A 12,604-nucleotide genomic window follows, 5' to 3' on the forward strand; every position below is an offset into this window, starting at 1 on the left:
AAAACCTACCCAGGGAGGGAGGGGATCGGCGCGTTGTGACTCGGTTCGGCGACCCGCCATCGGTTACGACCGTCACGTTTGGCCGCGTAGAGCGCGGAATCGGCGGCCTGGAGCACCTCGTCCGCGGCGCGCCCGTCGCGCGGGTAGGCGGCCACCCCGATCGAGACCGTCACCGCCTGGGAGACCTCGGCCTCCTCGAACGGCCGGGAGCGGGCCGCCTCCAGCACCCGCTCGGCGACCCGGCAGCCGCCGTCCACGTCGGTGTCGCGCAGCAGGACGACGAACTCCTCGCCGCCGTAGCGGGCCACCGTGTCGGCCTCGCGCACGCAGGCCAGCAGCCGGCCGGCGAAGTCGCGCAGCACCACGTCGCCGAAGCCGTGCCCCCAGGTGTCGTTGACCAGCTTGAAGTGGTCGATGTCGAGCATCAGCACGGTGAGCACGCCGTCGCCCCGCCCGGCCGCGGCGATCTCCCGGGACAGCGCGCTGACCAGCTGGGCGCGGTTGCCCAGGCCGGTCAGGGTGTCGGTCATCGAGAGCCGGCGGACCTCGAGGTAGCGGCGGATGTTGGTGATCGCGGTGCCGGTCTGGGCGGCCAGGGCGCGCAGCCGGGTCAGCTGCAGGGCGTCGAACCCGGCGCCGCCCTCGCCGCGGGCGACCACCAGCACCCCGATCAGCCGGCGCCGGCCGGGGTCACGTTCGGCCGGGCTCTCCACCGGCTGCGAGTCCACCCCGATGCCGATCGCGGCGACCGGCCCGGCCCCCGGCAGCTCGAACCTCTGGGGTTCGAAAAGCTGCGCGCTCGAGGGGTTCCCGGTGAGAGCGGCGAATTGCCGCTCGGCGAACCCGGGCAGCACCGCCCGGGCCTCCTCCCCGTGGGCGTCCGGCCGGCCGGCCTCGGCGTGCACGCTGAGCCGGTCGCTCTCGCGCGTGGTCTGGTCGTAGGCCCGCCGCCCGCCCGGTGGGGTCTGGGCCGGCGCCTCCACCTCCTCGGCCACCAGCAGGATCGCGGCGGCGGCGGCCCCGGTGCCGGAAAGTGCCGTACCGGAGACCGTTCCGAGCAGCTCGGTGAGGTCGTGGGTGTGGGCCAGCACCTCGCCGAACCGGTCCAGGCTGTCGGCCAGGGCCAGCCGCTCGGCCTGCAGTTCACCGCCGACCGCGGCCAGTTCGTCGTCGACCGGCCGGGTCAGCCGCACCAGCACGAGCCACAGCGGGAACAGCGCGACCAGGGCCAGCGCGAGCAGGCCCCAGCCGAGCAGCCGCAGGCCGCTGCCGCCCACCTCGCCGGTGGCCAGGATCCGGTAGGGCAGGCCCGGCCCGGCCTCGGTGAGGCGGTAGCCGAGCCCGAACCGGGTGCCCGCGGCCGGGCCCTCGGCCGGCAGCTCCCGCAGCAGCTCGGTGACCTTCTCGGACTCCGGACCGGTCCCGGCCAGGACCACCGGCCGCCCCGCCGCGGCGAGCACACTGAGGCGGCCGGAGGTGCCCAGCCGCTCGCGGAGCGCACTCAGCGCGGGCCGGTCCAGGGGCAGCCACATCACCACGGTGGCCACCTCCACCTCGGTGGTGCTGGCGAACGGGCTGATCAGCACCGGGGAGATCTCGGCCAGGCCGGCTCCGTCGGCGGCGGCATAGGGGCGGCCGGCCGAGCAGGAAGGGCCGGTGGTGAGGTCCTGGGCTCCGATACCGACGGCCACGTCACGGGCGGCAGTGGCACCCGAGGCGGCCAGCAGCGCGGCATCGGCGTCGAAGACCGCGACGGCACTGCCCGGGCGGCGGGCGGCGGCGCGGGCGGCAAGGGTCTGCGCGGCCTCGGGGGTGAGTTCACCACCGGTGCGGGTGGCCAGGGCCGCGACCTCGCCGGCGGCGACCCGGGCACTGGCCCGCACCGCCTCGCAGCGGGTCGAGAGCGCCACCGCGGCGGCGTCGGCGTCCCGGGCCGCGGCGCCGGAGGCGGCCGAGCGGGCATGCGCGGGAGCCGCCCAGACCAGCAGAACGGCCCCGGCCAGCAGCGGGACCACGGCCACGAGGACGAGCGCCACGGCCAGCCGGGAACGCAGTCGCCCGGGTCTGACCGGCTGTTGCACCTTCGGCCCGGCCTCCCGTGCGGACGGGGGAGCCGGCTCGGTCATCGCTGGATCACCCGGTCGCCTCGCCTGGTCATGTGGTCCCATCTAGGTCTGCGAGCGTTACTGGCGTTCCTGTCGGGGCGGTGGTGCAAGGTGGTGCCAGTTGGTGTCAGTCGGACGCTGATGACAACCGCTCGTAAACAGGTACACACCGAGAGTAGCGTGATGGACGGGCCGATCACTTCAGGCGGCGACAAGGGCACCCTGCGCCGGACCGTGCGGCGCAGCCGGGCCGCCCGTAGCCCTCAGGAACGGCAGCAGACCGAGATCGCGGTCGCCGCTGCGGCGCTGGAGGTGGAGGCGGTTCGCACGGCGTCGTGCGTAGCGGTGTACGCCTCGCTGCCGGACGAGCCGGGAACCGGCGAGCTACGCCGTCGGCTGCGTGCACTGGGAGTGCGTGTGCTGCTTCCCGTCGTCCTTGAGACCACTACCCAACCGACGCTCGACTGGGCGGTGGACGCCGGAGGTCTGGCGCCCACAGGCGTCCTCAAGCTGTTGGAACCAACGGGGGAACGGCTGGGGCCGGACGCGGTCACCCAGGCCGATGTGCTCCTGATCCCGGCGCTGGCGGTGGACACCACCGGACTGCGCCTGGGGCGCGGCCGGGGGTACTACGACGCAACGCTTGCGCGGCTGAACCCGCGTACCCCGGTCTTCGCGGTGGTGCATGACGACGAACTCGTTGCCGAGGTACCGGCTGAACCGCACGACCGCCGCGTGCACGGCGTCCTCACTCCGACCCGGACGGTGTTCTTCAGCTCCCCGGCTTGAAAGTCTGCTCCTGGTCGGAGGCCGCCTTCACCGCGTCGGCGGTGAACGGCCAGGCGAAGTCCTCGCCCTTCAGCCAGGCGCCGACCTGGTCGTCGTAGTGCTTGTCCAGCGGGTGCCCGGAGACGCCGCTCTGGTTGACCCAGCGGGAGTTGTCCAGGTTGGACATGTCCACGATCATCCGCATCGACGGCGCCGCGGTCACCGAGAAGTCACCGGCCGAGGCGTCCCAGGAGAACGCGTTCACGATCGACGAGCCGCCGGGCGCCTCGTAGGGCCCCTGGTTGACCAGCTCCCGCAGCAGCGAGGGCAGACCCTCACCACCCAGCGGGGTCTGCTCCAGCGTGACCCGGTGCAGCTTGCCCCAGCGCCACTTGTCCGGGTCCTTACCCAGCCGCTGGGTGAGCTCCAGGCGGGCCTGGGTGAGCGCCCGGCGCAGCACCTCGTCGCGGGACTCGACCACCGCATCGGTACGGCCGTCGTCCCACCACTCGTCCTTCGGGTCGTCCATCAGCATGCTGACGACCTGGAACCAGCGGTCGCCACCGTCGGCCCGGAAGCCCTCGGGGAGCTCGTCGGCGAAGGTCAGGTCGAGCAGCTTGGCCCAGACGGTGTTGAAGTAGGCCGCCGCGGCCGAGTCGGTGGGCTGCATGTAGTCCCACCCCTCGAGCAGCTCCACGCCGCTCTGGGTGAACTCGTCGGTGGTGGTGGCCAGCTCCAGGAGCGTGGGCACGAGCATCTCGGCGATCGCGTTGTAGGTGTCGTTCTGCACCTCACGCATGTCTTCCATGGTGATCGGATGGTCGGCGCGGGCGCCCTCGATCAGCTTCTGGATGCGCTGCGAACGGAAGCCGTAGTCCCAGTCGCTGGTCAGCTGGGCGGTGCCGTCGGGCCCGGTGACCGCCTGGTTCGCGGCGACGATGTAGCCCGAGCGCGGGTTCTCCACCCAGGGCAGGTCGCGCTTCTTGACGAACCCGGTCCAGTCGTAGCGGGAGTCCCAGCCGATCTGCGGCCAGGTGCCGTCGGCGGGCACCTTGGCCTGCGGGTCGCCCTTGCCGCGGAGGGGGACGCGGCCGGGAGCCTGGTAGCCGATGTTGCCGTCGACGTCGGCGTAGATCACGCTCTGCGCCGGGGCGTCGAGCTTCTGCACGGCCTTGCGGAACGACTCGAAGTCCTGAGCCACGTTCAGCCCCAGGATCGCCTCCATCGAGGTGCCCGGCGAGAGGGCGGTCCAGCTCAGCGCCACCGCGTAGGTGCTGCCGCGCAGGATCTTCTCGCCCGGGACCGGGGAGGTCTGGCCCGCCTTGGCCACGTCGGTGAGCACGTCGGAGATGAGCGGGCCGTGCTTGGTCGAACGGACGTTGATGGTCACCGGGTCGCCCCCGGCCACCTTGATCGTCTCCGGCCGGGTCTCGAGGGGCTGGCTGTTGCCGTCGACCAGGTACGACTCGCCGTTGACGTTCTCCAGGAAGAAGTCACTGACGTCGGGGCCCAGGTTGGTCAGGCCCCAGCTGATCCGGGCGTTGTGGCCGATCACCACGCCGGGCAGACCGGCGAAGGTGTAGCCGGAGACGTCGAACGGGCAGGCCTCGGACACCGTGTTGCAGTGCAGGCCGACCTGCGTCCAGATGCCCGGGGCGGAGACGCCCAGGTGCGGGTCGTTGGCCAGCAGCGGCAGACCGCTCTCGGTCAGGTCGCCGGCCACCACCCAGGAGTTGGAGCCGTTGCCCTCGGAGCTGCCGCCGAGCACGTCGGGCAGGCCGTCGAGGGCGTTGGTGGCCGCGCTCAGGGCCTGCTGGGCGGCGTCGCTGCTGAGGACCGTGCTCTGCTGGACGAGGGAGGCGTTCTCCACCGTCGCGCTGCTGCTGGGGGTGCCGGTGGCCGACGGGTCGGGGGTGGGCGTGCCCTCCGGGGAGGTGCCCTGCTCCTCGTCCGGGTTCTCGTTCTGCTCGTTGTTCTGGTTGTTGTTCTTGTTGCCCTTGCCCGGGTTCGCCTGCGCGCCGGAGCCCGCCTGGTTCCCGTCCGCGGCCTCGCCCTCGATGATCGGCGGGTGCTCTTCGTAGGGGTAGTCGGGGAACAGCTGCTCGACCCGCTCGGCGTTGCGCACGGTGTTGATCGCCTGGGCGCGCTGCAGTTCCTCGCCGTAGTTGCTGCGCAGGTCCCAGGCCATCGCCTTGATCCAGGCCAGTGAGTCGACCGGCGTCCACGGCTCGATGTCGGCCAGGTCGTGGCTGCGCTCGAGGATCGTGTAGGTGACGTTGAGCTCGGACTTGGACCGGCCCTCGATGTACTCGTTCACGCCGGCCGCGTAGGCCTCCAGGTAGGCCTTGGTGGACTCGGTCGCCTTCGTGAACTCCTCCTCGGCGACCTGCCGCCAGCCCAGGGTGCGGATCAGCTTGTCGGCGGTCAGCGCGTCCTCGTCCTCGCCGACCAGCTCGCTCAGCCGGCCGGCGGTGATGTGCCGGCGCAGGTCCATCTCGAAGAACCGGTCCTGGGCGCTGACGTAACCCTGCACGCGGAACAGGTCCTCGGCGTTGTCCGCGTAGATCTGCGGCACACCCCGGTCGTCCCGGATCACCCGCGCCTCACCGGACAGGCCCGGCATCGACACCTCGCCGCCGCGGTCGGGCAGCGGACGGCGGATCAGCGTCACCGCCAGTACGGCGACGACGACCACGGCGATCACGGCGACGACTGCGGAGCCGATGGCCGTTACACGGAGGGCACGGCGACGGGTCACGGCAGGAACAATAGCCACTGTTCCGGGGCACGCCGCACCGGCCGTCGGGCTGGACACCGTGGGCGACCGATAGGATCCACAGCGGGCTGAGGGCGGCCTGTGAACCGACTGTGCGCCACGAAAGGCCATAAATTTGACGATTGAGCAGCTCAACCTAGCGCTGCTCGCCGGTCCGGCAGTCCTGCTCGCCGCCGTGGCGGCGGTGCGCCTGTCCGTGGGAACCGGTTTTCCGTCACTGCTTCTCTACCTGGCCCTCGGCCTGATCATCGGCGAGGGCGGGTTCGGCCTGGAGTTCGAGAACGCCGAGCTGACCTCGGTGCTCGGCTACGCCGCGCTGGTGCTGATCCTGGCCGAGGGCGGGCTGACCACCAAGTGGAAGACGATCCGGCCGTCGGTGGCCCCGGCCGCCCTGCTGGCCACCGTGGGCACCACGGTCTCGGTGGCCGTGGCCGGAGCCGCCGCGCACTACATCCTCAGCCTGGAGTGGCCGCTGGCCCTGCTGCTGGGGGCGGCGATCTCCTCGACCGACGCCGCGGCGGTGTTCTCGGTGCTGCGCCGGGTGCCGCTGCCGCCCCGGCTGGTCGGCATGCTGGAGGCCGAGTCCGGTTTCAACGACGCCCCGGTCGTGATCATCGTCATCGCGCTGACCGAGGTGGCGCACGGCGGCGAGTCGCACGGCATCGCGTACCTGCTCTACGAGGCGGTCTTCGAGCTGGTCGTGGGCACCGGGATCGGGCTGGGCATCGGCTGGCTGGCAGCGATCGCGCTGCGCCGGGTGGCGCTGCCCTCCTCCGGCCTCTACCCGATCGCGGTGTTCGCCTTCGCGATCGGCTCCTACGGGGCGGCGGCCACCATCCACGCCTCCGGATTCATCGCCGTGTACCTGTGCTCGCTGGTGATCGGCAACTCCCGGCTGCCGCACGGGGTGGCGGTGCGGGGCTTCGCCGAGGGCCTGGGCTGGATCGCCCAGATCGGCCTGTTCGTCCTGCTCGGGCTGCTGGCCTCGCCGGAGCGGCTGCCCGCCGCGGTCGGCCCGGCCTTCCTGATCGGCCTGGTGCTGCTGCTGGTGGCCCGGCCGCTGTCGGTGGCCGCCTCGGTCAGCTGGTTCCGGGTCTCGCTGCGCGACCAGGCGTTCCTGTCCTGGGCCGGGCTGCGGGGTGCAGTGCCGGTGGTCCTGGCCACGGTGCCGGTGGCCCAGGGGGTGGAGAACGCCAGCCAGCTCTTCGACATCGTCTTCTGCCTGGTGCTGATCTTCACGCTGGTGCAGGCACCCACCCTGCCCTGGGTGGCCCGGCGCCTCGGGCTCAGCGACGACTCCCCCACGGTCGGCCTGGAGGTGGAGTCCGTACCGCTCGGGGCTCAGGGGGCCGACGTGCTGGAGGCCCACGTGGGGCCGGAGTCGCGGCTGCACGGCGTGGAGATCTTCGAGCTCCGCCTGCCGGCCGGCGCCAACGTCACGCTGATCCTGCGCGACGGGGAGGCGATCGTGCCGGACAACCGCACCGCGCTGCGGCACGGCGACGACCTGATCGTGGTCACCCCGGCCTCGGCCCGATCGGCCACGGAGGACCGCCTGAAGGCGATCAGCCTGGGCGGCAAGCTCTCCGGCTGGCACGACAAGAGGGAGGGCGAGGGTCGCACCGCCCGCCCCCGCGTCGCGGCCGGCTCCGTGCGTCCGAGCGTTCCGCCCGAGGTGCCCGGGGTCACCTCGTCCGGGGCCGTGCGAGCACTCGCACATCGTTTCCGACCTGGCGCACGTCGACCAGGTCCAGACGCCAGACGTCGGCAATAGTCGTGATCCCGGCGTCGAGCATGGCGTTCGGCCCGGCGCCGAGCAGGGCCGGGGCCAGGTAGGCGACCACCCGGTCCACCAGCCCCGCCTCGACCATCGCCCCGGCCATCCGGGGGCCGCCCTCGAGCAGCACGTGTCGGCGCTCGCGCGCGTACAGCGCGCGCATCAGGGCGTGCAGGTCCAGCCCGAGGCGACCACCGCCATCGCCCGCCGCATCGGCATCGGTGCCCACGGACGTCCCAACTTCTTCGCCCGTAGCAATCCAGGTCGGTGCGTCGTCGCCGCGGATGCGCGCGTTCGCAGGCGTGCGGTTGTGGGTGTCGGCCACTACCCGCAACGGCTGACGCTCCAGGGGGTTGCCCTCCGCATCCCGCACGGTCAGCAGCGGGTCGTCGGCCAGAACCGTGCCTACCCCCACCAGCATCGTGTCTACCTGGGCGCGCAACCGGTGCACGTCACTGCGGGCCTCGACGCTGGTGATCCACTGACTCGTGCCGTCCTGCGCGGCCACCCGCCCGTCCAGCGTGGCGGCGAACTTCCAGGTCACGAACGGCCGCTGCTTACGGACGGCGGTGAGCCAGACCTCGTTGCCCTCCCCCGGCTCGAGACCGCGTTCGGCCTCATCGGCCAGCACCCCGACCTCGACCTCCAGGCCGGCTCGGCGAAGCCTCTCGGCCCCGCCGGCGGCGGCGTCGGAGGGGTCGGGAACAGCAATAACGACCTTTTGGACGCCCGCGGCCAGCAAAGCCTCGGAACACGGGCCGGTGCGTCCGGTGTGGTTGCACGGCTCCAACGTCACCACCGCGGTAGTGCCCCGGGCGCGCTCCCCTGCGGCCCTCAGAGCCACTACCTCGGCATGCGGTCCGCCGGCCCGCTCGTGCCACCCCTGCGCCACCACGGTTCCGTCGGGGTCCAGCAGCACGCACCCCACCACCGGGTTGGGCAGGGCAGTGGCCAGCCCTCGGGCCGCCAGCCCGATCGCCTGCCGCATCGCCCGGATCTCGGCCTCGCTCGCCATTCGCAGTCCCGTCTCCTCGGTCTGGTCTTTCCCCCGGTTCGATCGGTCCCTTTGCCCCTGCGGCTGAGGCGGGAATGGCAGTCCCCCACGACCCGTTCCACTGCCGACCGGATGATTCTCGCCGATGACCAGGCAGTCGTCCGTCGAAGCGACACCCGCCCGTGCATTACTATTGGCACTCAAGACTAGAGAGTGCCAGCCGTCTATCAGGAGGACGACGTGCCCACGTACGTCTATGCGTGCACCGAGTGCAACCACGGCTTCGAGGCGCAGCAGGCGTTCAGTGATGACGCACTGACCACGTGCCCGGAGTGCTCGGGCAAGCTCCGCAAGGTCTTCAACTCCGTGGGCATCGTGTTCAAGGGCTCGGGCTTCTACCGCAACGACTCGCGCGGTACCTCGACCAGCAGCACCACCACCCCTGCGTCGACGTCCTCGTCCTCCTCGGACTCGGGCAGCTCGTCCAGCTCCACGTCGGGCTCCTCCTCGGGTTCCTCGGGCTCGTCCGAGTCGAAGAGCAGCTCGACCTCGTCGGCCTCCACCGCCTCGAGCGGTAGCGCGGCCTGACGTCTGCTGCCGAACGCCCCGCGCCCTCCGGGCCGCGGGGCGTTCGTGTTTTCTGCTTTCCACAGCAGGCACGACTGCCGGTTTGTCCACAGGCCCGGTCTTATCCCTCTGAGGGCGCGCTCCCTCTGGCTAGCTTTCCTTCATGCCAGCGAATCGACCGGTGGGCGGATGGGTCCCCGACCTCCTCGGGCATGGTGATCGCGGGCCGAGGCGGGCTGCTTCTGAGCGGCCGGACCCTTCCGCCACGCGAGGTGCCGAGCCCATCTTCACCGGTCTCGAGGCTGCACTCTTCGCCGCGCCGGATGCCGATTCCACCTCTCGCCCGCCATGGGAGTCGCTGACACGGGCCGGCGATAACGCTTCTGTGGACGACTTGTTCTCACCCCAGCGTGCGCCGGTCCAGCAGGCGCCCAGACCCGCAACCTCCTCGAAGGAGACGCGAGAGAACCTGTTTCACAAGTGGCAGCGCTCTCGGCCGGTGGAACGCTGGCACGCGCTACGCCATCCTCCCCGCCTGGGAAGCGGCCGGATGCGCACCCTTCGCCTCACGATCGCCCTGCACCGCACCAAGATCGCGGTCGGGCTGCTCCTGGCCGCTGTCTGGTTCACGGTCCGGCTGGGCAGTCCCGAGCCACCGGAGACTGTGGCAGTGCTGGTGGCCACGCAGGATCTTCCGGCCGGGCACCGGCTCACCGAGGCAGATCTGAAATGGGTGCAGTGGCCGGTCGAAGTGGCTCCGGGCGGAGGCGAGGCGGGTGCAGGGTCGTGGGCGGGGGTGGCGCCAGCGGCTTTGGCTGGGCCGGCACCTTTCGCTGGGCCGGCACCTTCCACTGGGTCGGCACCTTCCACTGGGTCGGCACCTTCCACTGGGTCGGCACCTTCTGCGATGTCGGCGGGGTCGGCGGGGTCGGCGGTGTCGGCGGGGTCGGCGGTGTCCGCTTGGCCGGTGGCGTCGGCCGGACCGGCACCCTCCGCTCGATCTGCAGCGTCGGCCGGACCGGCACCCTTCGATCGGTCCGCAGCGTCGGCCGGGCCGACACCCTTCACTCGATCTGCGGCGTGGGCTGGGCCGGCAGCTTCGGTTGAGCCTGCGGCCAGGAGGGCTGGAGCCAAGGCAAGGCCGGCGTCGGGGGTTGGTCCGGGGCGGGTTTTGGCGGGGCCGGTTCAGGAGGGCGAGGCTATCACCGAGGTGCGCCTGCTGGGTCCGGGGCTCCTGCAGGGCCTGCCGGCCGGCACCGTGGCTGTACCGGTGCGGCTGACCGATCCGGCGGGGAGCGCCCTGGTGCGGGCGGGCCAGCGGGTCGACGTCTTGGCCAGCACAGCGTCTACCTGGTCAGCTGAGGAGGGCGGGGGCAGTTCGACGCTGAGCCCGGCAACCACTCGTCGCGCTGCCCGTAATGCTCTGGTTCTCAGCACTTCCGGACAAGGCAATGGAGCTAGAGCCTGGGAAGAGGACGCGGGCGGGACAGGGGGCGGCTGGGCAGCGGGCTCGGACGACGCCGCTGCTCTGGCCGGGGTGCTGGTGCTCGCGGTGCCTGAGTCCGAGGTGACCCAGCTCGTGGGGGCAGTGACCGGGGCCCAGGTGTCGGTGGTGGTGCTTTCGTAGCCGCCGGACGTCACCCGCGGTGGTCTCGGCCGCCGATGCAGAGGGGCGGTGAACTGTGCAGATCGCACCGGTAGCCTCGCCGGAGGGCGGCTTCGGCGAGCCCGCACTAACCTCGCCCTGCCCCTTCCCCCACCCCGGAGGCACAGCAGATCATGATCAAGGGCTTCAAAGATTTCATCATGCGCGGCAACGTGCTGGAGCTCGCCATTGCCGTGGTCATCGGCGCGGCGTTCACCAGCGTGGTCACGTCGGTCACCGACGGGGTGATCAAGCCCCTCCTGGCCGCGATCGGCTCGCCGGAGACCGGTGGCATGAACTTCGAGATCCGACCCTCGGTGGCGGACAAGGCCACCCTGGTCGACCTGAACGGCCTGGTCACCTCGATCCTGAACTTCATGATCGTCGCCGCGGTCGTCTACTTCCTCATCGTCGTGCCGATGAACGCCCTGATGGAGCGTCGTCGCCGCGGTGAAGAGCCGGAGCCCGCGTCCCCGGCGGAGGACATCCTGCTGCTGCAGGAGATCCGCGACCTGCTGCGCGACCGCCCGGCCGAGCAGGGGCCGCAGCGCTGACGCGTACGCGCGATCGCCGGTCCCTGCCGAGGCCGGCGGGCCGAGGCGGAGGGGCCTAACCGGAAACCGGGCCCGTCAGCCGATCCCGGAGCCGTCCCGGAGCCGGATCACCAGGCGGGCCTGAGAGCGTCAGGCCGGGCTGGAAACAAGGCCAGACACACACTGGGCCCGACTCACAGCAGGGCCGGGCCGGAAAACTGGACCGGACGCACACCAAGCCTGGGAGTGTCAGGCCGGACCGGAAGGCAGGACTGGACACGTACCGGGCCCGAATCACAGCAAGGCCGGACCGGAAAACAGGGCCGGATGCACACCGGGCCCGGGAGCGTCAGGGCCGGAAAGCAGGGCCGGAGCCGCTAGATCCGCGGCTCCGGCCCTGCTGCTGTCTCCGGGCTGACACCATGGCCCCCATGGCGATCAGCTCACGGCACATCGATGTCCGGATCAGCCGGCCCGCCCAGCCGGTCTACGACTACGTCAGCGCCCCGTCCAACCTCCCGGCCTGGGCGCCCGGTCTGTGCGACCGGGTGGAGGAGGTCGACGGCGAGTGGGTGGCCTCCTCGCCGATGGGCCGGATCGTCCTGAAGTTCGCTCCCCGCAACGACTTCGGGGTCGCCGACCACGAGGTCACATTGGCCGACGGGCAGTCCTTCTACAACCCTCTGCGGGTGCTCCCCGACGGCGACGAGTGCGAGGTGGTCTTCACCCTGCGCCGGCTCGACGGCGTCACGGACGAGGAGTTCGAGCGTGACGCCGCCGCCGTCGGTTCCGATCTGGCCCGGCTGAAGAGCCTTCTCGAGAAGGCCTAGGTCACTTGGCCTTGACCACCGAGAAGTACGTCATCGAGTCCTTGTCGTCGTTGTACAGGCGCAGGCTGCGCTTCGAGGCCTGCACGTAGCCCCACTTGCCCTCGACCGAGAACAGGTCGCCGCTGTGCGCGAAGTCGAAGAGCTGGTTGGCCTTCTTCTTGTCGCAGGCCGCCAGGTCGATGGCGCCGTTCTTCTTCTGCTGCAGGCAGTACGCCTGGATCTCGTGGCTGTCGTTGCTGCTCATGATCTGGTAGAGCGGGTTCTTCTTGCCCACCTTGCGCAGCACGAACTTGGTGCCCACGTTGGACAGGCCGTTCGAGGCGGTCGGCTTCGAGCGCGACAGGTCGGCCTGGCCTTCGCCGTCGACCGTCAGCAGGCGGGCCTTGCCCTTGTACTTCGGGGCCTTGATCAGCACCGGCTTGCCGCTGATCGGCTCGGCCTTCGAGGTGGCCACGGAAACGTCCGTGCCGCTGGGGGCCTCGGCGGCCTGGGCAGCACCGGCCGTGCTCAGCCAGAGGCCGGCGGCAACGGCGGGCACGCCCACCAGAGCGGTCGCGGTCCGGGTGCGACGGGAGATGCTGAGCATGAGAGTTCCTCCTGTGTGGGCGG

The 12,604-nt window shown here is 71.3% G+C and carries 11 protein-coding genes and 1 pseudogene; 8 read left to right on the plus strand and 4 right to left on the minus strand.

Annotated elements, in window-relative coordinates; genetic code table 11:
• Positions 1 to 5: 5 nt before the first annotated feature.
• Entirely contained in the window at positions 6 to 2,126 is a 2,121-nt protein-coding gene (locus tag LWF15_RS27335; RefSeq protein ID WP_232813818.1) for a GGDEF domain-containing protein, read from the minus strand.
• Between the two features lie 162 nt (positions 2,127 to 2,288).
• Here LWF15_RS27335 and LWF15_RS27340 point away from each other — a divergent pair, with 162 nt between their 5' ends.
• Entirely contained in the window at positions 2,289 to 2,894 is a 606-nt protein-coding gene (locus LWF15_RS27340; protein WP_232813819.1) for a 5-formyltetrahydrofolate cyclo-ligase, read from the plus strand.
• Here the strand turns inward: LWF15_RS27340 and LWF15_RS27345 are convergent.
• Positions 2,878 to 5,631: a penicillin acylase family protein gene (locus tag LWF15_RS27345; RefSeq protein WP_232813820.1), complete on the minus strand. Its 2,754-nt coding sequence runs from the start codon at positions 5,629 to 5,631 to the stop codon at positions 2,878 to 2,880. The genes LWF15_RS27340 and LWF15_RS27345 overlap by 17 nt on opposite strands.
• A 133-nt stretch (positions 5,632 to 5,764) precedes the next feature.
• Between LWF15_RS27345 and LWF15_RS27350 the strand changes: the two genes are divergently transcribed.
• Positions 5,765 to 7,423 (plus strand): potassium/proton antiporter, encoded by a 1,659-nt coding sequence (locus LWF15_RS27350; RefSeq protein ID WP_232813821.1) that lies wholly within the window; start codon positions 5,765 to 5,767, stop codon positions 7,421 to 7,423.
• Here LWF15_RS27350 and ribD read toward each other — a convergent pair.
• Complete coding sequence (gene ribD, locus LWF15_RS27355; protein WP_232813822.1) at positions 7,335 to 8,441, minus strand: bifunctional diaminohydroxyphosphoribosylaminopyrimidine deaminase/5-amino-6-(5-phosphoribosylamino)uracil reductase RibD; 1,107 nt, start codon at positions 8,439 to 8,441, stop codon at positions 7,335 to 7,337. The two genes, LWF15_RS27350 and ribD, sit on opposite strands and share 89 nt — an antisense overlap.
• A gap of 219 nt (positions 8,442 to 8,660) precedes the next feature.
• On the opposite strand from ribD, the gene LWF15_RS38260 reads away from it, so the two are divergent.
• The 6 genes and pseudogenes from LWF15_RS38260 to LWF15_RS27385 all read left to right on the plus strand — a co-directional run bounded on the left by LWF15_RS38260 (position 8,661) and on the right by LWF15_RS27385 (position 11,995).
• On the plus strand, positions 8,661 to 9,008 hold the full coding sequence (locus LWF15_RS38260; protein WP_408624118.1) for an FmdB family zinc ribbon protein: 348 nt from the start codon (positions 8,661 to 8,663) through the stop codon (positions 9,006 to 9,008).
• 529 nt (positions 9,009 to 9,537) lie between these two features.
• Positions 9,538 to 9,738, plus strand: a pseudogene (locus LWF15_RS38265) (SAF domain-containing protein); the annotation flags it as partial.
• 35 nt (positions 9,739 to 9,773) lie between these two features.
• Positions 9,774 to 10,094 carry a hypothetical protein gene (locus LWF15_RS27370; RefSeq protein ID WP_232813823.1) on the plus strand — a complete coding sequence of 107 codons (321 nt, stop codon included), beginning with the start codon at positions 9,774 to 9,776 and terminating at the stop codon, positions 10,092 to 10,094.
• A gap of 103 nt (positions 10,095 to 10,197) precedes the next feature.
• Positions 10,198 to 10,614 carry an RcpC/CpaB family pilus assembly protein gene (locus tag LWF15_RS27375; RefSeq protein WP_232813824.1) on the plus strand — a complete coding sequence of 139 codons (417 nt, stop codon included), beginning with the start codon at positions 10,198 to 10,200 and terminating at the stop codon, positions 10,612 to 10,614.
• 152 nt (positions 10,615 to 10,766) lie between these two features.
• On the plus strand, positions 10,767 to 11,186 hold the full coding sequence (gene mscL / locus LWF15_RS27380) for a large conductance mechanosensitive channel protein MscL (protein ID WP_269810919.1): 420 nt from the start codon (positions 10,767 to 10,769) through the stop codon (positions 11,184 to 11,186).
• 410 nt (positions 11,187 to 11,596) lie between these two features.
• Positions 11,597 to 11,995 (plus strand): SRPBCC family protein, encoded by a 399-nt coding sequence (locus LWF15_RS27385; RefSeq protein ID WP_232813826.1) that lies wholly within the window; start codon positions 11,597 to 11,599, stop codon positions 11,993 to 11,995.
• A 1-nt stretch (position 11,996) separates the two neighbouring features.
• Here LWF15_RS27385 and LWF15_RS27390 read toward each other — a convergent pair whose 3' ends face one another.
• Positions 11,997 to 12,581 carry a hypothetical protein gene (locus LWF15_RS27390; RefSeq protein WP_232813827.1) on the minus strand — a complete coding sequence of 195 codons (585 nt, stop codon included), beginning with the start codon at positions 12,579 to 12,581 and terminating at the stop codon, positions 11,997 to 11,999.
• Positions 12,582 to 12,604 lie beyond the last annotated feature (23 nt).

This window comes from Kineosporia rhizophila (assembly GCF_021277265.1).
GTDB lineage: Bacteria > Actinomycetota > Actinomycetes > Actinomycetales > Kineosporiaceae > Kineosporia > Kineosporia rhizophila.